This is a genomic window from Cryptosporangium minutisporangium, assembly GCF_039536245.1.
Classification (GTDB): Bacteria; Actinomycetota; Actinomycetes; order Mycobacteriales; family Cryptosporangiaceae; genus Cryptosporangium; species Cryptosporangium minutisporangium.
Genome location: NZ_BAAAYN010000060.1, coordinates 15,505 through 38,256, shown reverse-complemented (window position 1 = coordinate 38,256; position 22,752 = coordinate 15,505). Strand labels below are relative to the sequence as shown.

The window sequence follows — 22,752 nt, the reverse complement described above, 5'->3', positions numbered from 1 at the left end:
AGCACCGTGCGGGATCATGGGTGCATGCCGACGAAGCCTGGAACGGACCGGCGTGCCGTGATCATGCACGCCGCGGGTGTGCTGTTCCTCGCACGCGGTTACGAGGGCGTGTCGATGGAGGACGTCCGGCACGTCGTGGGCGGCTCGAAGTCGACACTGTACCGGCACTTCACCGGCAAGTCCGCGCTGTTCCGGTCGGCCGTCGAAGCGTTGCTGGACGAGAAGTCCGCGCCGCTGCGCGCGTTCACCCCGACCGACCCGGACGTCCGGGGCTCGCTCGTCACCCTGGGACGGCTCGTCGCCACCGTGGTACTCGACCCGAGCGGGATCTCGCTGCACCGCCTCGTCACGTCCGAGGCCGAGCGCATTCCCGGGGTCGGGCAGACGTTCTTCGAGCACGGTCCGGCGTCCGGCCAGGCGGTGCTCGGCCGATACCTGCAGGCCGCGCACGACGCCGGGGTCATTCGGGTGCAGGACGCCCGGGCCGCGGGCGCGCAGCTGTACCAGGCGATGCTCGGCGATCCGCAGATGCGGCTGCTGACGAACTCGCCGTCCCGTCCGACGCCCGCCGAGGTGGAGACCAGCATCACCACCGCGGTCGACGCCTTCCTCGACGGAACGCTGGTGCGCTGACGCGACTCGGGGCCGTGCGCCGCCCCGGTACGGTGCGGGCATGGCGTGGGAATTGGCGCAGGTGAACATCGGTCGGTTGCGGGCTCCACTGGACGACCCGGCGCTCGCGGACTTCGTGGCCGCGCTGGAGCCGGTCAACGCCGCCGCCGACGCGGCCCCCGGCTTCCGGTGGCGGCTGGCCACCGAGGACGGTGACGCGACCGCGATCCGGGCGTTCGAGTGGGACGCCGCCGACAGCGCGGGCGTCATCGTGAACATGTCGACCTGGGACTCGCTGGATTCGCTCGCCGCGTTCACGTTCGGCGAGCTGCACCGCGCGGTGCTGCGTCGCCGCCGGGAATGGTTCGAGCGCATCAGCGAGGCCTACACGGCGCTGTGGTGGGTGCCTGTCGGGGAGCGGCCGACCACCGCGAACGCCGAGGCGCGGATCCGCCACCTGCGCCTGCACGGGCCGACGCCGACCGCGTTCACGCTCCGCGCGTCGTTCCCGCCGCCGGAGTCCACCGCGGGTGGGGCGACGGGCGCGCCGGATCCCGGCCACGACGACTGGCTGTGCCCGGCATGAGCGACGCGGTGCTGCGTCCGGCGACCGACGCCGACGTGCGTGCGATCGCCGAGGTCTGGCACCTCGGCTGGGCGGACGCGCACCTCGGACGCGTTCCGGACGCGCTGCTGGCCCACCGGACGTTCGAGGACCTGGTCCGCCGGGTTCCGATCCGGCTGGACGTGACGACGGTGGCGGAGGTGAAGGACGAGGTCGTCGGCTTCACGGTCGTCTACGGGGACGAGTTGGAGCAGCTCTACGTGGCGGACGCGGCGCGCGGCAGCGGCGTCGCCACCGCGCTGCTGCGCCACGCCGAGACCGTGATCGGAGCCGCCCACCGGCGGGCGTGGCTCGCCGTCGTGGACGGCAACCTCCGCGCCCGCCGGTTCTACGAGCGGTCCGGCTGGCGCGACGCCGGCCCGTTCGACTACCGCGCGTTCACCGAGGACGGCACGACGGTGGCCGTACCGGCCCGCCGGTACGTGCGTGACCTCGGCTGAGCCGGTTCAGGAACCGGGCCGGACCAGCCCGGTCTCGTACGCGAGCACCACGAGCTGGGCCCGGTCGCGAGCGTCGAGTTTGGTCAGCAGGCGGCTGACGTAGGTCCGCGCGGTGGCCGGGCTCAGGTACAGGGCGGCGGCCACCTCGTCGTTGGAGCGCCCAGCGCCGACCTGGGCCAGCACCTCCCGCTCCCGTCCGGTGAGCGCGGCCAGCCGGGGGTCGGCCTCCGCCGCTCCGGGCGTCCCGTGCGCGGCGGCCTCGATCACCCGCCGCGTCACCGCGGGCGCCAGCAGCGCCTCACCGGCGGCGACCGTGCGGACGGCGTCGCGCAGCGGGCCCGGCCGGATGTCCTTGAGCAGGAAGCCGGACGCGCCGGCCCGCAGCGCGTCGAACAGGTGCTCGTCGGTGTCGAACGTCGTGAGCATGACGACCCGGACGCCCGCGAGCGCGGCGTCGCTGGTGATCCGGGTGGTGGCCTCGACGCCGTCGACGCCGGGCATCCGCACGTCCATCAGGACGACGTCCGGACGAAGGCGGCGCACCAGCGCCACACCGGACACCCCGTCGGCGGCCTCGCCGACGACCGCGAGATCCGGGTCGTGGGTGAGCAGCGCACGCAGGCCCGCGCGAACCAGGTCCTGATCGTCGACCAGAACGATCCGGACGCCGGTCACCGGGCCTCCTCGCTCATCGGGCCTCCTCGACCAACCGGGCCGCCTCGATCGGCGGCGTCTCCGCAGGGGGCCGGGAAGCGCCCACCGGCAGCGCGGCCCAGACCCGGTAGCCGCCCTCCGGGCGAGGCCCGATCTCCGTGCGCCCGCCGAGCAGCGCGACGCGTTCGCGCAGCCCCACCAGGCCGAGCCCACCGCCGGCCGACCCGGCCACCCCGGGCGCTCCCTCGTCGCACACCTCGACCTCGACGTCCGGACCGGCCGGGCGCAGCCGGACCGTGATCGGCGCGGTACCGGCGTGCCTGCGCGCGTTCGTCACCGCTTCCTGGACGATGCGGAACACCGCCGCCTCCACCACCGGCGGCAGCGGACCCAGGTCGGCCGGTACGTCGACGGTGACGCCCGGCCCCAGGTCGGCGGCGAGCGCGGGCAGCGCCGCCACCCCCGGCGCGTCCGCGCTACGGATCATCCCGAGCGTGCGCCGCAGCTCCGCGCTCGCGGTGTCGCAGGCCGTCCGCACGTTCTCCAGCGCCCGGCGGGCCGCGACCGGATCGTCGTCGACCGCTTCCAGCGCCACGTCGGTGTGGAGCGACACCACGGTCAGCGTGTGGCCGACGACGTCGTGCACGTCCCGGGCGACCTCCAGGCGCTCGGCCTGGATCGCGCCGGCCAGCTCCCGGTCGTGGGCCTCCCGTTCCCGCCGGGATCGTTCGCGCTGCTCGGCCCGCAGCAGCCGGCGCGAGCGGACGCCGTCGCCGAGCGCGATCGCGGCGGCCATCGCGGTCGCGGTGACCAGCAGCTCGTACCCGAGCAGGTAGGCCGGGTCCTCGTCGTCGAAGAGCCGGGCGACGGTGGAGATGCTCAGCATCCCGACGGAGATCGTGGCCGCCCACCCGCTGCGACCCGCCTCGCCCGCAGAGTAGAGCGCGGCGCCCAGCGGCACCGGCATGCCGATCGGCGGGTAGTCGCGCACGTAGTAGGTGATGAGCAGCGCGGCGCTGACCGTCAGGACCAGCCGGGGGAACCGGCGGCGGGCCAGCAGCACCGCGCCGAGGGCGACCGCGATCCCGTACGCGAGGACGCCGGGAGTGCGGTGGTCGCCGATGTCCGCGGCGATCGCCACCGCGACGACGGTCGTCGTCAGGACGGCGAGCGTGCCGTCGAGCAGCACCGCCCTCCCCGGGAACCTCGGCATGGGGCGAGCGTAACCACGGGCTCGCGGCCGGGCGAGGAACTGTCGCCTCTCGACGTACGGTGGTACGTCGGTGAGCGATTGCCGGGCCGATCGTCGACCGATGTGGTGTCCCGGCGCGCTCCCTAGCGTCGCCGGTGTGACCGATACCGTTGTCCGCCGCCGTAGTCCGCTCCGCCGGTTCGCTGGCTGGTCGCAGCGCCACCACTGGGCTGCGATCGTCGCCTGGGTCCTCGTCGTCGGCGCGCTCGCCGTCACCGCGGGCCGCGTCGGCAGTGCGTTCGCCGACGACACCACGCTGCCCGGTAGCGAGTCGCAACGGGTCGCCGACGCGCTCGCCGCGAGTGATCAGGGCCCCGCCCGGGACGAGGTGACGATCGTCGTCCACCGGGACGACGGCCTCACCGAACCCGCCTCCCGGGACGCGATCCGCGGCCTGCTCGACCGCGTCGCGGACGAGGAAGGCGTCCGCGCGGTCTCCGATCCGTTCGCCGGCCCCGGATCGGTCGCACCGGACGGCCGGACCGCACTCGCCACCGTGACGCTGGAGAGTGCACCGGGCGAGAGCGACCCGGAGGTCGTCGCCGCGCTGATCGACACCGAGCTCGACGGCTACCAGGTCGAGTGGGGCGGCGACGCGGTGCGCGCCGCGAACGAGTCGGGCGGCCCGGCCGAGGGGATCGGGCTGCTCGCCGCGATCGTGATCCTGGTGCCGCTGTTCGGCTCCCTGCTCGCGGCCGCGATGCCGCTGGTCACGGCGGTGTTCGCAGTCGGCAGCGCGGTCAGCGCGGTGGTGCTCGCGTCGCACCTGCTGAGCGTCCCGAGCTACGCGACCGCGATGATGGCGCTGGTCGGGCTCGGGGTGGGCATCGACTACGCGCTGCTGGTCTTCGTCCGCTACCGGCAGGAGATCCGGGAGGGCGCTCCGCGCGCGGCGGCGACCGAGCGCGCGCTGGATACCGCCGGCCGTTCGGTGTTGTTCGCCGGTATCACGGTGATCGTCGCGCTGCTCGGCATGCTGACGCTGCGGCTGGCCGCGTTCCAGTCGCTCGCGCTGAGCGTCGCGCTGACCGTGCTGGCGACGATGCTCGCGTCGATCACGCTGCTGCCGGCGCTGCTGACGCTGTTCGGTCGTCGGCTGGAGGCGCGGATCCTGCGCCAGGAGGCCCGGCGGGCGGCGCGGCGCGGCGCGTCCGGGTCCGGGGGGCCGTCCGGGGAACCGTCCGGGTCGCGGTCCGGGGCGCCGGCGGCCGGGGATCGTTGGCGCGGGCTCGCGCGGCTGATCCACCGGCACCGGGTTCCGGCGCTCGTCGGTGGCGTGCTCGTCCTGCTGGTCCTGTCCGTTCCGGCGCTCGGGATGCGTCTGGGCTTCGCCGACGCGGGCACCGACGCGCCGGACTCCACCACCCGAAAGGCGTACGACCTGATCGCCGAGGGGTTCGGCCCGGGTACCAACGGTCCGCTGCTGGTCCTGGCGCCGGACGAGGCCTCGGCGGAGCAGGCGGCCGCCGCCGTGCGGTCGGTGCAGGGCGTCGCCTCGGTGGTACCGCACCAGCCGGCGCCGCAGACGGTGCTCGTCGTCCCGCAGTGGGGCCCGGCCGACGAGCGCACCGCCGATCTGGTGCACCGGCTGCGGGACACGCTCGGCACCGTCGGCGACGACTACGCGGTGGGCGGCTCGGTGCCGGCGGCGATCGACTTCGCCGAGACCGTGTCGGAACGGTTGCCCTGGTTCATCGGCGCGGTCGTCGGACTGTCCGCGCTGATGCTGCTGATCGTGTTCCGGTCGATCCTGGTGCCGATCCAGGCCGCGGTGTCGAACCTGTTGAGCATCGGGGCGGCGCTCGGCGTCATGACGTTCGTCTACGGGGACGGGAACCTCGGCGCTCAGCCCGGACCGATCGAGGCGTTCCTGCCGGTGATCGTGTTCGCGGTGGTGTTCGGCCTCTCGATGGATTACGAGGTGTTCCTGGTCAGCCGGGTGCACGAGGAGTGGCGTCGCCGCGCGGACGCCGCGGCCGCGATGCGCGAGGGGCTCGCCACCACCGGCGGAGTGATCACCGCCGCCGCCGCGATCATGATCGTCGTGTTCGGATCGTTCGTGCTCAGCGGCGACCGGATGCTGGGTGAGATGGGGCTCGGCCTCGCGGCCGCCGTGCTGGTGGACGCGCTCGCCGTCCGCTGCCTGGTGGTGCCGGCCGTGTTCGCCCTCGCCGGCGATCGCGCCTGGTGGCTGCCGCGCCGCCTCGACGCCCGCCTGCCGGACGTCCGCTTGCACTGACGAATGCGGCCACCGACCTAGCAATTGCTTGGTACGGTGGCCGCTTCCAGGCGGTGCGAGGGAGTGCGGACATGGCCGAACCGGACCGGACGGGACCCGTCGGAGCGGACGTGTTCGCGTCGGCCCGCCTCGGTCCGGTGACGCTGCGGAACCGGACGATCAAGGCGGCCACCTACGAGAACCGGGCCCGGCGCGGCCTGGTCACCGACGACCTGATCGAATTCCACGTCGAGCACGCGGCCGGCGGCGTCGGCATGACGACCGTCGCGTTCTGCGCGGTCTCACCGGAGGGGCGCACCGACCGGCACCAGATCGTCTGGCAGCCGGAGGCCGTCCCGGGATTGCGGCGGCTGACCGACGCGGTGCACGAGCAGGGTGCGGCGGCCTCGGCGCAGATCGGCCACTCCGGGCCGGTCGGGATCTCCCGCGGCCTGGGGCAGCCGGTGCTGGTGCCCAGCCGGTCCGGCAGCCCGGCGACGCTGGCGGGAACACCCGCGAGCCGTGCCGACCTGCGGCGGATCGTCGGCGCGTACGGCACCGCGGTCGGCCTGGCGATCGACGCCGGGTTCGACGCGGTCGAGATCCACCTAGGCCACAACTACCTCGCCAGCGCGTTCCTGAGCCCTCGCCTGAACCGGCGGAAGGACGAGTACGGCGGCAGCCTGGCCAACCGCGCGCGGCTCGCGCGGGAGATCATGCGTGCGGTGCGCGACGCCGCCGGCGACCGGATCGCGGTCCTCGCGAAACTCAACCTGGACGACGGGGTGCGCGGCGGGTTCTGGCTGGACGAGGCGATCGTCGTCGCGCGCTGGCTGGAGCAGGACGGCACGCTGGACGCGCTGGAGATGACCGCGGGCAGCTCGCTGCTCAACCCGATGTACTTGTTCAAGGGGGACGCGCCGGTCCGGGAGTTCGCGGCCGTGCTCCCGGCGCCGGTGCGCACGGGCGCGCGGCTGGCCGGGCACCGCTTCCTGCGCGAGTACCCCTACTCCGACGGCTATCTGCTGGACGACGCCCGCCAGGTGCGCGCCGCGGTGAAACTGCCGATGATCCTGCTCGGCGGCATCACGAACAAGGCGATCATGGACACCGCGATGGCCGAGGGCTTCGAGTTCGTCGCACTGGGCCGGGCGCTGCTCCGCGAGCCCGACCTGATCAACCGGTTGCGCGCCGACCCCGGCGCCCGCTCGCTCTGCAACCACAACAACAAGTGCATGCCGACGACGTTCCAGCGCAGCCGGTGCGTGCTGGTGCCGCCGAGGGTGCCCCCTACGGAATCACACACCGCCGCACAATGAGGGCGTGAACAACACCCTGCTGCTGGGCATCGTCGGGTCGATGGCGTACGGGCTCGCGCACGCCGGTTCCGACGTGGACCGCCTCGGCGTGTTCGCCGCCCCCACCGAGGCGTTCCACGGCCTGCGCCCGCCGATCGATCGCGCCGCCACCGTGGTCCGCCACGATCCTGACCAGACCGTGCACGAGGCGCGCAAGCTGGCGATGCTGTGCCTGGACGCCAATCCGACCGTCACCGAGTTACTCTGGCTGCCGGACGAGCTCTACGAGGTCCGCACCGATCTCGGCGCCGAGCTGGTCGCTATCCGCTGCGCGTTCGCCAGCGCGCCGCGCGTCCGGGACGCGTACTACGGCTACGCCGCCAGTCAGTTCAAACGGCTGCTCGCCACCGGCCAGTTCCAGTCGAAGATGCGCAAGCGCCAGGCCAAGCACGCACGGCACCTGCTCCGGTTGCTCGACCAGGGCTACGAGTACTACACGACCGGACGGCTCACGCTGCGCGTCGACGACCCGGAGAAGTACCGCGCGTTCGGCGAGGAGGTGGCCGCGGACCCCGACGCCGCGCGACCGGTGCTCGCGGACGCCCGGGAGCGGTTCGCCGCGGCCCGCTCGCCGCTGCCCTCCGCGCCGGACGAGCGGGCCGTCGAGGACTGGCTGCTCCGGGTCCGGAAGGCCTACCTGTGACCCGTCAGCCGCCGCCGATGGCCGCACCGATCGGACCGGCGACGTCGGGGTCGGAGAGGTAGTCGGCGATCGAGTGCGGATCGGACGCGTTGTGCGTCACCTCGTCCCGGATCGCCGTTCGTCCGTTGTGGAACCGGGTACCGAGCGGGTGCACCAGCGCGACGAAGTCGCGCACGTCGTAGGCGTTGAGCCAGGCGACGTCGGTTGCCGGCTGGATGCGGGGGACGAGCGGCAGCCCGCGCCGGGCGGCCGGGCGCAGGTTCTTCTGCACGATCGGGTAGCCCAGCGGCGAGCCCGCGGTCACCAGCAGGCGCACCCGGATGTCGGCCGGCAGGTCGTCGAACAGGTCGTAGGCCACGATCGTGCCGAGGCTGTGCGACACCAGGATAACGTCGTCGTGCGCCCCGCGCGCCTCCAGAACGGCCCGGCGGACGGTACCCATCACCGCCTGGCGGATCGCCGGAACCTCGAGGTAGTAGGCGACGTCGTCGAGGAACTCCTCGATGACCCACTCGGCGGCGCCGGTCTTTCGGGCCAGGAACTGCAGCGCCGACCGCGCCACCGGGAGCCGGAGCACCGATCCCCAGGCGATCTCCGCGGCCGGATCCACCGTCGGGGGGCGCTGCCGGGCCTGTGCGGCGGCCTCCGGGTCGCTGTACCCGAGTTCCCGGTCGGCGCGGAAGCCGAGTTCCGCCGCCGCTTCCAGGACGAGCCGTTCCTTCGTGGCGGCCGCCGCCGCGTCCGGGCGGCTCTCGGCGGCACGCTCCAGGTCGGGCGTGTGGCCGCCCGCCGCGACGTGCGCGTCGATGCGGTCGGCGAACGTGTTGCCGTAGAACGGGAACCACACGTCCTTCTCCGCGACGAGGGGGCGGCGGGCCAGGACGAGCCCCTTGGAGAGACCGGCGAGCCACGCGCGCTTCCGGCGGGCGATGTGCGCCGTGACGCGGTCGGGGTCGCCGCGGAGGCCCCGGGACAGTTGCTGGCCGCGGCCGTGGATGAAGACCAGACCGGTGCTCATGAGTCCTCCACCGGGTCGAGGAGTCGGCCGACCAGGTTCTGCTGGTCGGGGAGGAACGTGCGCGCCCGGAGGTCGGCGACGATCGCGGAGACGCGGATGCCCTCGTTGGCGATCCACTTCCGGAGGGCGTCCGGGGTGTCCGGGGTCACCGGGTCGCCGGTGACGTCGATCTCGCGCCCTTCGCTGTCGCGCGCGGGAACGCTGCTGTGGTGCAGTGCCACGCATTCCCAGTGGTCGTTGAACACGGGTGAGCCGGACGAGCCGGGCTCGGTGTCGGTGAGATACGTGATCCGGGTCGTTCCGTCGACGGTCAGCAGGACATTGTTCCGAATCGCGATCTCGCGCGGACTTCCGCGCGGGTGCTGGATGATGTTGACCGGCTGTCCGATCATGATTTTTCCGGTCGCCGCGATCAACGGGATCACGCCGTACTCCGCGCCGACCGGCGTTCCGTCGGTAGGGGATTCGACCGCGACGACCGTGTAGTCCAGTTCGTGGGCGGGACTGGTGACGAAATACCGATCGGGTCGGAAATCGAATGCTTTTGCGCGGGTGATGTTGCCGTCGGAGTCCTCCTCGTACCGGAATCGCGCCGACGAGGCGTGCGCGACGTCCGGATCGGGCAGGACGTGGTGATTGGTCAGCAGCAGCTCGGGCGAGACCAGGAAGCCGGTGCCGGGGCCGCTGGGTGTCCTCACCAGCGCGACGGCGTCCGCCCGCCGTAATCCCGCGGCCAACCAGAGCGCCGGCAGCAGGTCGGAGCCTTCCAGGAGCCGTTCGAGGGCGGCGTCCACCACCTCCGGCGGATTTCCCGCGGTCGGAATTCCCTGTCGTTTCGCGTAGGCGATTCGCCGATCGAGCGGTTCCCGGCGCCACGCCGTGCCGTCTCGTGCCTCGCGGAGCTGTTTATCCGTAATGATGTGCGCCATTGGGATCACCCGCGCGTCGGGTGCAGCGAAATAGCGTGCGATGAAACCTCGGTCATCGTTCCTCCCCCGAGAAGTTGGAACCGAGGGTGGCACGCGTACTCCGCGCGCGGAAGACGCTTTTGAGTGGTCGTCGGGAACAAGACCGAAAATCGGCCGGGCACATTCCGCTGGGGACGATTTCCGGCGGGCGTCCCTACCGTCCGGTGTGACGAGTTCCGCGGCGGATGCAGTAGTTCGACAGATGTACGCCCGGATGCGCGGTGGCAGCGTCGGTGCCGGTTGTCGGCTGCGGTGGCCGGCTCCGGAGAGGCGGCGCGCATGGATCGGGACGGGCTCGCGGTGGTGCCGGAAGCGACCGCCGGTCCGGCCGGTCCGGCCGGTTCCGAGGGTTCCGCCGGGACCGGGGCGGCGGGTTCCGCCGCGTCCGGGGCGCGGCGCCGGGGGGCGTTCCGTGCGCTGCGGTCGACGCCGTTCCGCTGGTACTTCGCCGGGCAGATCGCGTCCGCGAGCGGCACGTTCGTCCAGCAGACCGCGGTCGCCTGGCTGGTGCTCCAGCTGACCGGCTCGGCGGCGTCCCTCGGGCTGGTGCTCGCGGTCGGGGGCATCCCGTCGCTCCTGCTCGGGCCGTTCGGAGGCGGGTTGGCCGACCGGTTCGACCTCCGCCGGCTCCTGATCGTCACCCAGGCGACCTACGGGCTGCTGGCCGCCGCACTGTGGCTGCTGGCCGCGAACGGTGCGGCAGGAGTGCCGGTGGTCATCGGGATCACGGTCGCCGGCGCGCTGGTCGGCGTCGTCGACTCGCCGGCCAGGCAAGCGTTCGTCAGCGCGCTCGTGCCGCCGGACGACCTGGCCAGCGCGGTGAGCCTCAACGGTGTAGTGATGAACAGCGCCCGGGTCGTCGGCCCCGCGCTGGCGGGCGTCCTGATCGCCGCGATCGGGACGACGCCGTGTTTCGCGGTCAACGCGGTGTCCTACCTGGCCGTGCTCGTCGCGCTGGTCTTCGTCCGTCCGCTCTCCGCCGGGGTGGTGCGGTCGGGCGGAGGCGGCCTCCGGGACGCGCTCCGGTACGCCCGCGGGCGGGAGCAGCTGTGGGTTCCGCTGACGATGATGGCGATCGTCGGGCTGCTGGCGTTCAACTTCGGCGTGGTGCTGCCGGTCCTGGCCAAGGAGACGTTCGACGGGTCCGGCGGGACGTACGGCGCGATGTCGACGGTGTTGAGCGTCGGCTCGGTGCTGGGCTCGCTCGGCGTCGGGCTGATCCGCCATCCGCGGCGGCCGTACCTGGTCGGGGCGGCGCTCGCGTTCGGCCTGGCGCTGGCGGCGACCGCGGCTGCGCCGACGCCGGCGGTCGCGTACGTCACGCTGTTCCTGACCGGCGCGGCGGGCTTCACGTTCGTCACGCTCGCGTCGACGACGCTCCAGCTGCACTCGTCGCCGGCCTACCGCGGGCGGATCATGGCGCTCTGGGTGTTCGTCTACCTCGGGACGACGCCGATCGGTAGCGCGGTGACCGGATGGGTGCTCGATCTCGGTGGTCCGCGCGCCGGGCTGCTGGTCGGCGCGGTGGCGTGTGTGGTGGCGGCGGGGCTGGCGTCCCGGGTGCGGACGCCCGCGCATCCGGACGCGCTGCTCACCGACCTCCCGGCACGGTGAGCGGGTCGGCTCAGCCCGGGGCCGCCGGTCGGCTCGGCTCAGCCGCGGCCGTCGGCTCGGCTCAGCCGGTGGCGGTCGGCTCGGCGGGTGCGACCGGGTACCAGACCGGGTGCTTCGGGTCGCGGTTGTCGCCGGACGACGTCCCGTGCAGCCGGCGGTTCACCCACGGCAGCACGTGCTCGCGGTAGTAGCGGGTGGTCGTCGCGAGTGAGCGGACGATCGGCGGCGCCGGGGGAGCGGGCGCCGGGACCGGTCCGTGCCCGAGCGCGTGCAGGACCAGTCCAGCGACGCGGGCGTGCCCGGCCGCGGCCAGGTGGAGCCGGTCCGGCGACCAGTAGCGCGGATCGCGGATCTCGTCGTCGCCGAAGACGTTGACGAACGTGAGTCCGTACCGCGCGCAGAGGTCGGCGAGGCCGGCCGTCAGGTAGGCCCCGCGCCGACGGACGACCCGACCGAGCGGCAGCTGAGCGGTGGGGTCCGCGCCGCTGAGCACCACGAGGCGCACTCCGGCGTCCGCGCAGCGGCGGAACGCGTTCTCGGTGAGGGCCAGCAGGTCGTCGAGGCGCACGCCCGGGCGGAGCATGTCGTTGCCGCCGCCGTTCACCGTGACGAGGTCCGGCAGCGGACGCAGCGTGAGGGCGGCGCTGAGCTGGTCGGTGACGATCGGCCGCAGCAGCCGTCCGCGGATCGCGAGGTTGGCGTACTCCACGCGCTCCCCGGCCGGTGCCAGCGCGGCGCTCAGCCCTTCCGCGACCCGGTCGGCCCATCCGCGCACGCTGCCGTCCGGCCGCGCGTCGCCGACGCCCTCGGTGAAGCTGTCCCCGATCGCTGCGTACCGCATGGGCGTATTGCATCAAAGGCGTGGCGGGGAGGCGCCGACGGGCGGCCGGGCGACGCCGCCGCGTATGACGTCGATCTCGTGCGCGGCCGACGCCGTTCCTCCTCGACCCACCACCCGACTAACCCACCCCGCGCCCGCGACCGGCCGCTCGCCACCGGTCGGCCGGCGTGCACTCGTCGGTCGGTGGGGTGACCCGGGGCTCAGCGCCGCGCGTACCGCTCGGCCATCGTCGCGAACACGGCCTTCGGCTCCCAGCGCGTCTCGTCGAGCAACCGCACCACCCCGTACGACCCCAGGTCTTCCTCGTCCGGGCGGTGGAACCCGGCGAACGTGAACCAGAACGCCGTGTCCACCCCCTCGGCCTCGAAGACGTCCATCAAGTCGGTGAAGTACCGCACCTGCTCGTCCTCGTCGCGCACGGCGCCGGGCGGTACCTGCCACGCCATGCCGCCTCGGTCGGCGGCGCCACGGTACGCGCACGTGCCGAACTCGGTCACGGCCACCGGCTTGCCGTGCGCCAGGTGCCCGCGTATCTCGTCCCGGAACGTCGTGGCGTTGTACGCGGCCCGGTACGCGTCGACCCCCACGATGTCGAACGGCGTCCAGTCGATGAACTCCCAGGGCGCGGCGGCGTACGTCACCCGGCCGTCGAACCGGGTGCGGACCGCCGCCGCGACCCGGGCCAGGAATCCGCTCAACCGTTCGATCACCGGGCCGAGCGACGACCAGAACTCCACGTCGGCCGTGGCCATCGTCGCCATCCGGTCGCCGTAGGTAGTGCCCGGTAAGAAGCCGCCGCAGAACGCGCTGATCTCGCAGCCGGCGACGAACACCACCTCGGCGCCGCCGCGCTGGACCTCCGTCGCCACCTCGGCGCACTGCTCCAGGAACGGCAGCACGTCGTCGGCGGGCAGATCGACCGGGAACGGCGCGAACCACACCTCGAGACCGACCTCCGCCGCCGCGGTCGCGGCGACCCGGAGCCGCTCCGGATCGCCGCCGGAGACCCGCACCACGTCGCAGTGCAGGTCACCGGCGATCACGTCCAGGTGGTGCCGCACGGCGGCCGGGGAGAACGTGGGCCGGGACGCGGTCCCGGGCAGGAAACCGGTGTCGTAGTTGATGCCGCGTGCACGCATGATCCCACTCCGTCCTGGTGCCGGCGCCGCGATCCGGTCCGCGTCGCCGGCCGTGGTGGGCAGGGAAGCACATCGCGTCCAGCTCCGAGGCGGTCCGGCCAACCTCCTGTCTTTCGGCAGTGTGCCGACGCGACCGGTGTCGGTACCGTCGCGCCCGTGACGGTGTTGCGGCGATTCGCGGCGGACGTGCTGCTCTGGCTCCTGCTGTCCGCCCTGCTGCCCCTCAACGGCGAGCGGATCGACGAGGGGCCGTACGTCAACGGGCTGGTGGTGGCGAGCCTGGTCCTTGCGGTGGCCGTCGGTGTGCGCCGGATCGCACCGCTGGCGTCCCTGGTGCTCGCGGCCGGTCTGCTGGTCGTCGACGTGTGGCTCGCCGGTCCGTTCGCGGTCCTGGCGTTCCTGGTCGGACGCTCCGCGGTGCGGCCCCGCTCGGCGCTCCGGACGTTCGCCGCGATCGGCGTCGGCGGCGCGGCCGCTGCGTTGGCCCGCGCGATCGTCGTCGGCACCGACCGCTGGGTCGCGTACTACGTGGTCGCCGAGGTCGTGTTCTGCGGCATCTTCCCCTGGCTGGTCGGGCGGTACCTCCGCCAGCGCCGCGAGCTCGCGGTCGGCGGCTGGGCCCTCGCGGAGGAGCTGGAGCGCGGCCAGACGCTCGTCGTCGAGCGCGCCCGGCTGCGGGAGCGCGCGCGGATCGCCGAGGACATGCACGATGCCCTGGGCCACGAGCTCAGCCTGATCGCGCTCCGGGCCGGCGCCCTCGAGCTGGACGGGTCGCTCGGACCCGCGCAGCGCGAGACGGTCGGGGAGCTGCGCGCCGGTGCCGCCGCGGCCACCGAGCGCCTGCGCGCGGTGATCGGGGTGCTGCGGGCCGGCGCCGACGCGCCGCTGCAGCCCGCCGAAGAGAGCCTCGACACGCTGGTCGACCGCGTCCGGCGCGCCGGTCTGGTGATCGACTGGCAGGTGGTTGCTCAGCCCGGTGCGGACGCCGGGGCGAGCGCGGATCTCGGCTTGGCGCCGCTGGCCGACCGGGCGCTCCACCGGGTGGTGCAGGAAGGGCTGACGAACGCCACCCGGCACGCGCCCGGAACGGCGGTGACCGGGCGCCTGACGGTCGGGCCGTCGGCCGTGACCGTCGTGCTGTCGAACCCGGTCGGCGACCCGAGGGCCGTCCGCCGATCGGGTCACATCTCCGGTGAGCGGGTCGACCGCACGGCGAACGGGGGAACCGGCGCGCCTGTCGCGGAGGACGGCTCCGGGCTGCTCGGCCTCGCCGAGCGCGTCCGGCTGGCCGGCGGCACGTTCCACACCGATGCCTCCGACCTCTTCACGGTGACCGCGACGCTGCCCCGCGATCCCGCGCAGGCGGCTCAGGCGGCGCAGACGGACGCGGATCCGGCGGCAGCATCCGGCGCCGATCCGGCGGCAGCATCCGGCGCCGATCCGGCGGCGTCCCGCGCATACCCGCTCGGGGCGGCGGTGTCGGACGGAGCTGGGGCACCGGACGGAATTGGGGCACCGGACGGGGTGGCGGCACACGGCGCGGCTGGAGCGCTCGCCGGTTCCGGGCCGACCGGAGCGCAAGCCGCAGCGGCGGCGACGTCTGGACGGTTCGCGCTCGCGCGTCGGCGCACCCGCCGCGGCCTGGCGCTGACCGTGCTGGTGCCGATGGCGGCGGCGGTTCTGCTGGTCGGGATCGTCGTCGGCGGGTACGCGATCGAGACCACCGGCTCGGTGCTCAGCCCCGCCGATGCGGCCCGCCTGCACGTCGGCCAGCCCGAAGAGGAGGCCCGGGAGCTGCTTCCGCTGCTGCAGGTCACCGAACGACCGGAAGTTCCCGAGCCACCGCGTCCACCCGGCGCGGAGTGCGAGTACTACAACACCAGCGGCACGCTCTTTCCCCCGGTCCGGGACGTGTACCGGGTGTGTTTCGCCGACGGACGGGTGGCCGGGATCGACCTGATCCCCGGACGGACCGCACGAGGAGGTCGTGGGTGATCAGGGTCGTAGTGGCCGACGACGAGGCGATGATCCGGGCCGGTGTCCGGGCCATCCTCACCACCGATCCGCAGATCGAGGTGGTCGCCGAGGCCGCCGACGGCCGGGAGGCGGTGGAGGCGGCACGTCGGCACCGGCCGGACGTCGTGCTGCTCGACGTCCGGATGCCGCTGATGGACGGCCTCGCGGCGGCCGAGGAGCTCAAGCGGGCCGCGCCGTCGGTGGCCGTGCTCGTGCTCACGACGTTCGGCGAGGACGAGTACATCGACCGGGCGCTCAGTGCGGGCGCGGCCGGATTCCTGCTGAAGTCCGGTGACCCTCGTGAGCTGCTCGCCGGGGTGCACGCCGCGGCCGACGGCGCCGCGTTCCTCTCGCCCAAGGTGGCCCAGCGGGTCATCGCGGCCTGGAACACCGGCCGCACCGGTCGGGCGGCGGCGGCCCGGGAGCGGATCGCGGCGCTCACCGATCGGGAGCGGGAGGTGCTGTCGCTGGTCGGGGCGGGACTGTCCAACGCCGACATCGCCGGGCGGCTGTTCCTCGTCGAAGGAACGGTCAAGGCGTACGTCAGCACGATCCTGAGCCGGCTCGGCGTCCGCAACCGGGTGCAGGCCGCCCTGCTCGCCCACGAGGCCGGGCTCGCGGCCGACGCCGACGCCTGACCGGGGTCGTGGCAGCGGCCGGCCAGGCCGGTTGTTTATCCGGTTGTGCGCGGTTTCGTGCAGTCGAATACTGCTCCGGTGACGCACGTCGGTGTGGTCGGACTCAAGCGGGGGATGGTGCTCGCCCGGTGGTGCGAGCGCCTGGGGCTTCGTATCGGCGCGCTCTGCGACCACGATCCGGACCTGCTGACCGCGGCAGCACGGGAGTTCCCCGGTGCCGCACGATTGACGAAATGGGAGGAGATGCTGGACCGAGGGCTCGATGGTGTGGTGCTGGCCAACGACTTCGACCAGCACGCCGCTCTGGCCATCGCCTTCCTCGATCGTGGCGTCCACGTCCTGAGCGAGACGGCCGCCTGCGTGGACGAGGCCGAAGGGCAGGCACTGATCGCCGCCGACAAGCGGTCGACCGCGACCTATTCGTTCGCGGAGAACTACGTCGCTCACCCGCACGTGCGACTGATCAAGCAGATCGTCGCGGCCGACGAGATCGGCGCGGTCGAGCTGATCGAGTGTGACTACCTGCACGGGCTCGCGCCTGCCGACGTGGCCGCACTGACCGGGGACCCGCGACACTGGCGCGGGCGGATCTCGCCGACGGCCTACTGCACCCACACTGTGTCTCCCGTTCTGGACGTCACCCAGGCGTGGCCCACGGAGGTGACCGCGTTGCCGGTGCAGTCAGAGGATCGCCCCATGGCCACCGTCCTCGCCTTCCGGCTGTCCAGTGGCGCCCTCGCGCTCACTCGGCAGACGTTCCTGCAGGGCGAGCCGGACAGCCACTCGTCCTGGCTGTCCGTGCGAGGCACCCGCGGCCTGGCCGAGTCATTGCGGATGCCGGGGGAGGCAGCCTGGTCGGTGCGGTGGCGCAGCGAGCCGTGGGCCAACGATGGCCACCTGCGTGACGAGACGATCGTCCCGCCGCCGCTGACCCTCACCGGCGACTCGACGGTCCCGCGCGGCCAGGAGGGGTCCGCCCTCATCGTCGCGGCGTTCCGGGACACGGTGACTGCGTCCGTGCCGCCCCGGGTACCGGTCCGTCCAGCGGTCGCGGCGTCGCTGGTCGGCGTGTACGGCGCGAGGTCGTTGGCCGAAGGTTCCCGACCGGTGGCCCTTCCCGACGTCTCCGCATGGTGACCCCGCCCAGGCCGCACGCGACCAGACGCTCCGTGGTCTTTCAGCGCCATGGGCGGGCACGATGCTCCGGCTGGGAGCGGCGGCGACTCGGTGGCCGCCGCTCCGCCGCTCCGCCGTCGCCGCGCGCGTCGGCCGGTTGACGCGGCGACGGATGCCGGCTCAGGCGTCGCGGCGACGCAGGACGGCGTAGCCGGTACCGAGTGCGGCGGCCGCCCACGCGGCGAGCACGAGCAGCCCGATCGCCGGCCCGTACGGCTGGTCGGTGGCGGCGTCCGACACGGCGCCGTAGAGGACCGCGACCCCGGCCGAGCCCGGCAGGTAGTCGTTGACGTCGGCCACGACGTCGAGACCGATCCGGGGCAGGACCGTGGGCAGGACCACCGCGATCACCAGCACGGCGGTCAGCCCTCCGACGGCGCTGCGTGCCGCCGTGCCGAGGCCGAGCGTGAAGACCGCGAGCGCGGCGGCGTAACCGGCGCCCGTTGCGCAGTCGACCAGCAGGTCGCCGATGCCCCACACGGCCGGTGTCCCGGCGGCGAGGCCGGCCGCGACCGCCGCGACGAGCATCAGGACGACGCCGGTCAGCGCCGCGCCGCCGGCCACGACGGCGGCCTTGGCGGCGAGCATTCGCCCGCGTAGCGGCACGGCCCGCAGCGTGACGCCGATCGTGCCGGTCGAGTACTCGCCGGTGATCGCCAGCAGCGCGGCGGCGATGAGCGCGTACTGGGCGAACTGGATCGACAGCAGGCCGGCGTCGCCCACCGGCAGCGTCGACGAGCCACCGCTGCCCTCCAGGTCCAGCCGTGCGTCGAGCCCGACCAGCACCGCGTACGCGACCTGCAGCATCGCGGCCACCGCCAGACACCACCAGGTCGAGCGCAGCGTCCGCAGCTTCGTCCACTCGAAAGCCAGCGCGGCGCTCATCGCGCTGCCCCCTGCTCCCGGGTGGTCCCCTGCTCCCGGGTGGTCCCGTACTCGACGGCGTCCGCGGTCAGCGCGAGGTAGGCGTCCTCCAGCGAACCGTGGGACGCGACGAACTCGGCCAGCGGAGCATCGGCGAGCAACCGCCCGCGACCGAGGATCACCAGGTGGTCGGCGGTGAGCTGCGCCTCGCTCATCAGGTGCGAGGAGAGCAGCACGGTGCGTCCCTCGGCCGCCAGCGACCGGGCGAGTTCCCGGACCCAGCGCACCCCCTCCGGGTCGAGGCCGTTGACCGGTTCGTCGAACATCAGCACCGGCGGATCGCCGAGCAGCGCGGCGGCGATGCCGAGCCGCTGTCCCATGCCGAGCGAGAACCGGCCCGCGCGCTTTCCCGCCGCCGATTCGAGGCCGACCTGGGCCAGGACTTCGTCCACGCGCCGCAGCGGGATCCGATTGCTGTGCGCCAGCGCGAGCAGGTGCGCGCGGGCGGTGCGGCCGGGGTGAGCGCTGCGTGCGTCGAGGATCGCTCCGACCTCCCGCAGTGGCCACCGGAACTCCGGGTACCGGGCGCCGTTGATCAGCGCCTCGCCGGCGTCGGCACGATCGAGACCGAGCAAGATCCGCATCGTCGTGGACTTACCGGCCCCGTTGGGGCCGAGGAATCCGGTGACGCGGCCGGGGTGGACGTCCACGGTGAGGTCGTCGACGGCCGCCCGGTCGCCGTACCTCTTGGTCACATGTCGGAGGGTGATCATGGCGGTGACGCTAGGCACCGGGGGAGGGCGTCCGGTGCCGCCGTTCGGCAGCGGTGACCCCTGACTTTCGTCAGGATCGCCGCAGCACGGTCTCCAGGTCGATCTCGAGCTTCACCTCCTTGGAGACCAGGACGCCACCCGCTTCCAGGGCGACGTTCCAGGTGATCCCGAAGTCCTCCCGGTCGACGACGGCGCGCGCCGCGAAGATCGCCCGGTCGCCGCCCCACGGGTCACGGACGTACCCCTCGAACGAGACCTGGAGCGGGACCCGGCGGGTGATGCCGTGCAGGGTGAGGTTGCCCTCGACGGTGCCCTCGGTGCCGTGCCAGTCGACCGCGACGCTGCTGTACGTCGCCTGCGGGTACGTCTCGACGTCGAACAGTTCGGCGGACTTGAGGTGCTCGTCGCGGGTCGGGTTGCCCGACTCGACGGTCGCGAGGTCGATGACGACGTCGACGCGGGAGTCGGCGGGGTCGTCGGCGATCGTCACCGCACCGGAGACGCCGGTGAAGCGGCCACGCACCTTCGTGACCATGAAGTGGCGCCCGACGAAGGCGACGTCGGCGTGGCCGGGATCGATATCCCAGACGCCGGGGGCGGGGAGGACTGCGCCGGCGAGGGTGCGGGTGGCGGCGTGGTTGGTGGTGGTGCTCATCGTGGGGCTCCTGTCGCTCCGGAAGCGCTCGACATTTGCGTGCGCACGCACATTTATAGCTCGGTTTGAAGGAGCGCGTCAAGTGCGTGCGTGCGCACATTTCTTGGCCTCGCGCCGAGGATGAGCTATCGGATCAGGTGTGGTTGTCGCCGACTCCGGGTGCCCGGTCGGATGGTTGTCGTCGACTCCGCGCAATGGCACGGAATCCGCGCCAACCACTCGCGCGCCTGCCCGGGAACGGCGACAACCACCGGGGTGCGCGCCCGGACTCGGCGACACCCGTCGGGGCGTCCGCCCGGGACGGCGACAATCACGCCGAACCCGCCCAGGAACGGCGACAACCATCCCCGGCACCCACCCGGACTCGGTGACAACGAGCCGCGTCAGGACTCCTCGGCCCGCGTCACTCGGCCCAGTGCCGCGGCGAGGGTCGCCGTCTCGGCGGGGGAGAGGTGCGACAGGAAGTGCTTCTCGACCGCCGCCAAGTACACCGGCGCCGCCGCGCGCAGGCGGCGGCGCCCCTCCGGGGTGATCGCCGCGAACGACGACCGCTTGTCGTCCGGATTGGCCTGACGCTCGATCAGCCCTTCCCGTTCCAACTCGGTCACCACCCGGCTGACCCGTTCCCGGCTCACCACCGCCTGCTTGCCGAGCTCGGTCATCCGCAGCCGGCGCCCCTCGGCGGCATTGGTCACGAGCAGGACGTCGTACCAGGTCAACGGCAGCCCGACGGACGCGAGCGCGCGTTCCAGCTTCGGCACCACCGCAGCCTGGGTACGCAGCACCCCCGCCCATGCGGCGATCCGGTCCTCGTCGGCCATGGGCGCAGCCTACGAGAAGCGTGCGCGCGCACCTAGACCCGCGGTACGCGTAAGCCGCCAGCCGGACGCCGCCTACACCGGCACCAGCAGCTTGTTCTCCCGGATCGCCGCCAGCGACAGCGTCCGGTAGCCCTCTTCGTCGAAGAGCACGGTGAGCCGGTCCTCCTCCTCCCGCATCACCGTGCCCTCGCCCCACTCCTTGTGGCGCACGCGCGACTGCACCGGGAACCCCGTCTCACCGGACGGCGTCTCCTCCGCCGTGCCGTCCCGGCAGGTGTCGCAGAAGCCACACGGCTCCGCGAGGTCCTCGCCGAAGTAGCCGAGCAGGAACTGCCGCCGGCAGCCCTCGGTATCGGCGTAGCCGCGCATCATCTCGACCCGCGTCTGCTCGATCCGGCGGCGCTGCGCGGCCCACTCGACCGCCGCCTCCACCGCCTTCTCCACGGTGCGGCGTCCGTGCCACCGCGGACCATCCGGCGTCGCCAGCACCGAACCGGACTGCTCGAACAGGTTCACCGCGCGGGTCACCCGGGCCTTGGTGAGGTCCAACTCCTCGCAGAGCGCGGCGATCCGGACCGGCCCACGGTGGTGCTTCAGGCCGGTGCCGACCCGGACGAGCAGGTCCTCGTTCGGCGTCCCACCGGTGAAGAACCGGGGGATGTGCAGGTCCTCGGGGCGGAAGTAGAGCGCGGCGACGGCCGATTCGCCGTCGCGTCCGGCCCGGCCGATCTGCTGGTAGTACGAGTCGAGCGACTCGGCCGGCCCGGCGTGGATCACGAAGCGGACGTCCGGCTTGTCGATGCCCATCCCGAACGCGGACGTCGCGACGACGACCACCGGCTCGTCGCCGCGGAACGCATCGTGGACGGCTTCGCGCTCGGACTGCTTCATCCCGGCGTGGTAGGCGTAGGCGGGGACGTCGAGTTCGCGCAACGCGTCCGCGTAGTCGGTGGCCTCGCGACGGGTCTGCACGTAGACCAGGCCGCTCGGGGACTCGGTGGCGACCCGTTCGATCACCGCCTTGCGGACGCCGTCCGCGGTGACCTGGCGCGACACCTCCAGCCAGAGGTTCGGGCGGTCGAAGCCGCCGATGACCTCTTCCGGGTCGCGCAGCCCCAGCACGGCGATCATGTCGCTGCGGACCGGCGGGGCGGCGGTCGCGGTCAGTGCCAGCACCGTGGGGTGGCCCAGGTACTCGATCGCCTCGCCGAGACGCAGGTAGTCCGGGCGGAAGTCGTGGCCCCACGCCGAGACGCAGTGGGCCTCGTCGACGACGAACAGCGACGGCTTCGCCGCCGCGAGCGCGTCGAGGACCTCGGCCTTGCTCAGCTGCTCGGGGGAGAGGAAGACGAACTCGGCCCGGCCTTCGCGGAGCGCCTCGAACGCGGCGGCGTTCTCGCTCTCGGACTGGTCGGAGTTGACCACGACGGCGGTCGGCGCACCGTGGTCGGCCAACGCCTCCATCTGGTCGCGCTGCAGCGCGAGCAACGGGGAGACGACGACCGTCGGACCGTCGATGAGTACCGCCGGAACCTGGTAGATCGCGGACTTCCCGGAGCCGGTCGGCGCCACCACCAGGGTGTCGACGCCGTTGGCCAGGTGCAGCATCGCGTCGGCCTGAACAGGCCGCAGCTCGTCCCAGCCGTAGAGCTTCGCGGCGATCGTCCGGAGCTTCTTCAGGTCGTTGCGGCGGCGGGCCCAGGTGAGGGGCGACCGCCTGCGGCGGCGGCGCCGCTCGTCGTCTGTCGTCACGGCTGCGCGGTACCCCGCCTGCCCGGTCGCCTACACCTTGTCGACGCCGGACGCTCCGTCACCCGCCCCCGGAAGGCCCTAGGCTGGCCGACCATGCCGACGCCGCGACCGCGAGCGGTTCTGATCACGGGTGCGCCCGCCACCGGCAAGTCCACGGTCGGACGGCTGGTCGCCGGGGCCCTGCACGCCGCCCTGCTCGACCAGGACGTCGTGACCGGGCCGCTCGTCGCCGCGGTCGAGACGCTGACCGGGGACGCCGGCCTCGACGGTCCGGTGGGCCGCGCGCTGCGGGCGGCCCGGTACGAAGCGATCGTGGCCGCCGCCGAGGACTGCCTCGCGGTGGGCACGTCCGCGGTCCTGGTTGCCCCGTTCACCACCGAACGGTCCGATGCGGACGCGTACCGCGTGCTCGCCGAGCGGTTCGCGACGGTGGGCGCCACGACGACGCTGGTGTGGCTGACCGCCCCGATGCGGGTGCTTCTCGCACGCATGGCCGCCCGCGGCGCCGACCGGGACGCGGGCAAGCTCGCCGACCCCGCGGGCTACTTCACCCCGGGCGTGCTCGCCGCCCCGATGGTCCCGCACATCGCAGTGAACGCAGGCGCCCCACCCGAGTCGCAGCTGGCGGAGATCGTCTCCTCACTCGCTTGACATCTTCGCGCGGCGGAGCGCACG

Annotated in this window: 22 protein-coding genes; 11 read left to right on the top strand and 11 right to left on the bottom strand. The window is 73.2% G+C overall.

Going from position 1 to position 22,752, the window contains the following annotated elements; all coding sequences use genetic code 11:
* Nucleotides 1-24: 24 nt before the first annotated feature.
* The 3 genes from ABEB28_RS37410 to ABEB28_RS37400 are packed head-to-tail and all read left to right on the top strand — an operon-like array spanning nt 25 to nt 1,677.
* On the top strand, nt 25-633 hold the full coding sequence (locus tag ABEB28_RS37410) for a TetR/AcrR family transcriptional regulator (protein WP_345733031.1): 609 nt from the start codon (nt 25-27) through the stop codon (nt 631-633).
* 40 nt (nt 634-673) lie between these two features.
* On the top strand, nt 674-1,198 hold the full coding sequence (locus ABEB28_RS37405) for a DUF3291 domain-containing protein (RefSeq protein WP_345733030.1): 525 nt from the start codon (nt 674-676) through the stop codon (nt 1,196-1,198).
* Entirely contained in the window at nt 1,195-1,677 is a 483-nt protein-coding gene (locus tag ABEB28_RS37400; RefSeq protein WP_345733029.1) for a GNAT family N-acetyltransferase, read from the top strand. The genes ABEB28_RS37405 and ABEB28_RS37400 overlap by 4 nt, the downstream gene beginning before the upstream one ends.
* Nucleotides 1,678-1,683: 6 nt before the next feature.
* Here the strand turns inward: ABEB28_RS37400 and ABEB28_RS37395 are convergent, their stop codons facing one another.
* Together ABEB28_RS37395 and ABEB28_RS37390 are read right to left on the bottom strand one after the other, a co-directional pair.
* Entirely contained in the window at nt 1,684-2,352 is a 669-nt protein-coding gene (locus ABEB28_RS37395) for a response regulator (RefSeq protein WP_345733028.1), read from the bottom strand.
* Nucleotides 2,353-2,365: 13 nt separating this feature from the next.
* On the bottom strand, nt 2,366-3,544 hold the full coding sequence (locus tag ABEB28_RS37390; RefSeq protein WP_345733027.1) for a sensor histidine kinase: 1,179 nt from the start codon (nt 3,542-3,544) through the stop codon (nt 2,366-2,368).
* A gap of 136 nt (nt 3,545-3,680) precedes the next feature.
* Between ABEB28_RS37390 and ABEB28_RS37385 the strand changes: the two genes are divergently transcribed.
* The 3 genes from ABEB28_RS37385 to ABEB28_RS37375 all read left to right on the top strand — a co-directional run bounded on the left by ABEB28_RS37385 (nt 3,681) and on the right by ABEB28_RS37375 (nt 7,802).
* Nucleotides 3,681-5,822 (top strand): MMPL family transporter, encoded by a 2,142-nt coding sequence (locus ABEB28_RS37385; protein WP_345733026.1) that lies wholly within the window; start codon nt 3,681-3,683, stop codon nt 5,820-5,822.
* Between the two features lie 71 nt (nt 5,823-5,893).
* Nucleotides 5,894-7,120, top strand: coding sequence for an NADH:flavin oxidoreductase (locus ABEB28_RS37380; protein ID WP_345733025.1), 1,227 nt, complete (start codon nt 5,894-5,896; stop codon nt 7,118-7,120).
* A gap of 4 nt (nt 7,121-7,124) precedes the next feature.
* Nucleotides 7,125-7,802: a nucleotidyltransferase domain-containing protein gene (locus ABEB28_RS37375; RefSeq protein WP_345733024.1), complete on the top strand. Its 678-nt coding sequence runs from the start codon at nt 7,125-7,127 to the stop codon at nt 7,800-7,802.
* Nucleotides 7,803-7,806: 4 nt separating this feature from the next.
* Here the strand turns inward: ABEB28_RS37375 and ABEB28_RS37370 are convergent, their stop codons facing one another.
* Complete coding sequence (locus ABEB28_RS37370) at nt 7,807-8,820, bottom strand: hypothetical protein (RefSeq protein ID WP_345733023.1); 1,014 nt, start codon at nt 8,818-8,820, stop codon at nt 7,807-7,809.
* Entirely contained in the window at nt 8,817-9,749 is a 933-nt protein-coding gene (locus ABEB28_RS37365; protein ID WP_345733022.1) for a trypsin-like serine peptidase, read from the bottom strand. Before ABEB28_RS37365 ends, ABEB28_RS37370 begins: the two co-directional genes overlap by 4 nt.
* A 318-nt stretch (nt 9,750-10,067) precedes the next feature.
* On the opposite strand from ABEB28_RS37365, the gene ABEB28_RS37360 reads away from it, so the two are divergent.
* Nucleotides 10,068-11,402 (top strand): MFS transporter, encoded by a 1,335-nt coding sequence (locus ABEB28_RS37360; protein WP_345733021.1) that lies wholly within the window; start codon nt 10,068-10,070, stop codon nt 11,400-11,402.
* Between the two features lie 61 nt (nt 11,403-11,463).
* On the opposite strand, the gene ABEB28_RS37355 is transcribed toward ABEB28_RS37360, so the two are convergent.
* Both ABEB28_RS37355 and ABEB28_RS37350 read right to left on the bottom strand, forming a co-directional pair.
* The gene (locus tag ABEB28_RS37355) at nt 11,464-12,243 is read right to left on the bottom strand and encodes an SGNH/GDSL hydrolase family protein (RefSeq protein WP_345733020.1); all 780 of its coding nucleotides are present in this window, start codon (nt 12,241-12,243) and stop codon (nt 11,464-11,466) included.
* 200 nt (nt 12,244-12,443) lie between these two features.
* On the bottom strand, nt 12,444-13,382 hold the full coding sequence (locus ABEB28_RS37350; RefSeq protein WP_345733019.1) for a glycoside hydrolase family 113 protein: 939 nt from the start codon (nt 13,380-13,382) through the stop codon (nt 12,444-12,446).
* A 156-nt stretch (nt 13,383-13,538) separates the two neighbouring features.
* On the opposite strand from ABEB28_RS37350, the gene ABEB28_RS37345 reads away from it, so the two are divergent.
* The 3 genes from ABEB28_RS37345 to ABEB28_RS37335 all read left to right on the top strand — a co-directional run bounded on the left by ABEB28_RS37345 (nt 13,539) and on the right by ABEB28_RS37335 (nt 17,173).
* Entirely contained in the window at nt 13,539-15,377 is a 1,839-nt protein-coding gene (locus tag ABEB28_RS37345) for a sensor histidine kinase (protein WP_345733018.1), read from the top strand.
* Complete coding sequence (locus ABEB28_RS37340; RefSeq protein WP_345733017.1) at nt 15,374-16,036, top strand: response regulator; 663 nt, start codon at nt 15,374-15,376, stop codon at nt 16,034-16,036. The genes ABEB28_RS37345 and ABEB28_RS37340 overlap by 4 nt, the downstream gene beginning before the upstream one ends.
* Before the next feature lie 114 nt (nt 16,037-16,150).
* Nucleotides 16,151-17,173, top strand: coding sequence for a Gfo/Idh/MocA family protein (locus ABEB28_RS37335; protein WP_345733039.1), 1,023 nt, complete (start codon nt 16,151-16,153; stop codon nt 17,171-17,173).
* A gap of 159 nt (nt 17,174-17,332) precedes the next feature.
* Here ABEB28_RS37335 and ABEB28_RS37330 read toward each other — a convergent pair whose 3' ends face one another.
* The 5 genes from ABEB28_RS37330 to ABEB28_RS37310 all read right to left on the bottom strand — a co-directional run bounded on the left by ABEB28_RS37330 (nt 17,333) and on the right by ABEB28_RS37310 (nt 22,077).
* Nucleotides 17,333-18,097 (bottom strand): ABC transporter permease, encoded by a 765-nt coding sequence (locus ABEB28_RS37330; protein WP_345733016.1) that lies wholly within the window; start codon nt 18,095-18,097, stop codon nt 17,333-17,335.
* Nucleotides 18,094-18,849, bottom strand: a complete 756-nt coding sequence (locus tag ABEB28_RS37325; RefSeq protein ID WP_345733015.1) for an ABC transporter ATP-binding protein — start codon at nt 18,847-18,849, stop codon at nt 18,094-18,096. The genes ABEB28_RS37330 and ABEB28_RS37325 overlap by 4 nt, the downstream gene beginning before the upstream one ends.
* A gap of 70 nt (nt 18,850-18,919) precedes the next feature.
* A complete protein-coding gene (locus ABEB28_RS37320; protein ID WP_345733014.1) occupies nt 18,920-19,504 on the bottom strand; it encodes a YceI family protein in 585 nt (194 codons plus the stop codon).
* A 383-nt stretch (nt 19,505-19,887) separates the two neighbouring features.
* Nucleotides 19,888-20,325: a MarR family winged helix-turn-helix transcriptional regulator gene (locus ABEB28_RS37315; RefSeq protein WP_345733013.1), complete on the bottom strand. Its 438-nt coding sequence runs from the start codon at nt 20,323-20,325 to the stop codon at nt 19,888-19,890.
* 72 nt (nt 20,326-20,397) lie between these two features.
* The gene (locus tag ABEB28_RS37310) at nt 20,398-22,077 is read right to left on the bottom strand and encodes a RecQ family ATP-dependent DNA helicase (RefSeq protein WP_345733012.1); all 1,680 of its coding nucleotides are present in this window, start codon (nt 22,075-22,077) and stop codon (nt 20,398-20,400) included.
* A 93-nt stretch (nt 22,078-22,170) separates the two neighbouring features.
* On the opposite strand from ABEB28_RS37310, the gene ABEB28_RS37305 reads away from it, so the two are divergent.
* On the top strand, nt 22,171-22,728 hold the full coding sequence (locus ABEB28_RS37305; RefSeq protein WP_345733011.1) for a P-loop nucleotide/nucleoside kinase family protein: 558 nt from the start codon (nt 22,171-22,173) through the stop codon (nt 22,726-22,728).
* Nucleotides 22,729-22,752 lie beyond the last annotated feature (24 nt).

Bases quoted from the DNA above. Each gene is read 5' to 3' on its own strand.
- ABEB28_RS37410 (WP_345733031.1), top strand. From the start codon at position 25: ATGCCGACGAAGCCTGGAACGGACCGGCGTGCCGTGATCATGCACGCC.
- ABEB28_RS37405 (WP_345733030.1), top strand. From the start codon at position 674: ATGGCGTGGGAATTGGCGCAGGTGAACATCGGTCGGTTGCGGGCTCCA.
- ABEB28_RS37400 (WP_345733029.1), top strand. From the start codon at position 1,195: ATGAGCGACGCGGTGCTGCGTCCGGCGACCGACGCCGACGTGCGTGCG.
- ABEB28_RS37390 (WP_345733027.1), bottom strand. From the start codon at position 3,544: ATGCCGAGGTTCCCGGGGAGGGCGGTGCTGCTCGACGGCACGCTCGCC.
- ABEB28_RS37380 (WP_345733025.1), top strand. From the start codon at position 5,894: ATGGCCGAACCGGACCGGACGGGACCCGTCGGAGCGGACGTGTTCGCG.
- ABEB28_RS37370 (WP_345733023.1), bottom strand. From the start codon at position 8,820: ATGAGCACCGGTCTGGTCTTCATCCACGGCCGCGGCCAGCAACTGTCC.
- ABEB28_RS37365 (WP_345733022.1), bottom strand. From the start codon at position 9,749: ATGGCGCACATCATTACGGATAAACAGCTCCGCGAGGCACGAGACGGC.
- ABEB28_RS37360 (WP_345733021.1), top strand. From the start codon at position 10,068: ATGGATCGGGACGGGCTCGCGGTGGTGCCGGAAGCGACCGCCGGTCCG.
- ABEB28_RS37355 (WP_345733020.1), bottom strand. From the start codon at position 12,243: ATGCGGTACGCAGCGATCGGGGACAGCTTCACCGAGGGCGTCGGCGAC.
- ABEB28_RS37350 (WP_345733019.1), bottom strand. From the start codon at position 13,382: ATGCGTGCACGCGGCATCAACTACGACACCGGTTTCCTGCCCGGGACC.
- ABEB28_RS37335 (WP_345733039.1), top strand. From the start codon at position 16,151: ATGGTGCTCGCCCGGTGGTGCGAGCGCCTGGGGCTTCGTATCGGCGCG.
- ABEB28_RS37330 (WP_345733016.1), bottom strand. From the start codon at position 18,097: ATGAGCGCCGCGCTGGCTTTCGAGTGGACGAAGCTGCGGACGCTGCGC.
- ABEB28_RS37325 (WP_345733015.1), bottom strand. From the start codon at position 18,849: ATGATCACCCTCCGACATGTGACCAAGAGGTACGGCGACCGGGCGGCC.
- ABEB28_RS37320 (WP_345733014.1), bottom strand. From the start codon at position 19,504: ATGAGCACCACCACCAACCACGCCGCCACCCGCACCCTCGCCGGCGCA.
- ABEB28_RS37315 (WP_345733013.1), bottom strand. From the start codon at position 20,325: ATGGCCGACGAGGACCGGATCGCCGCATGGGCGGGGGTGCTGCGTACC.
- ABEB28_RS37305 (WP_345733011.1), top strand. From the start codon at position 22,171: ATGCCGACGCCGCGACCGCGAGCGGTTCTGATCACGGGTGCGCCCGCC.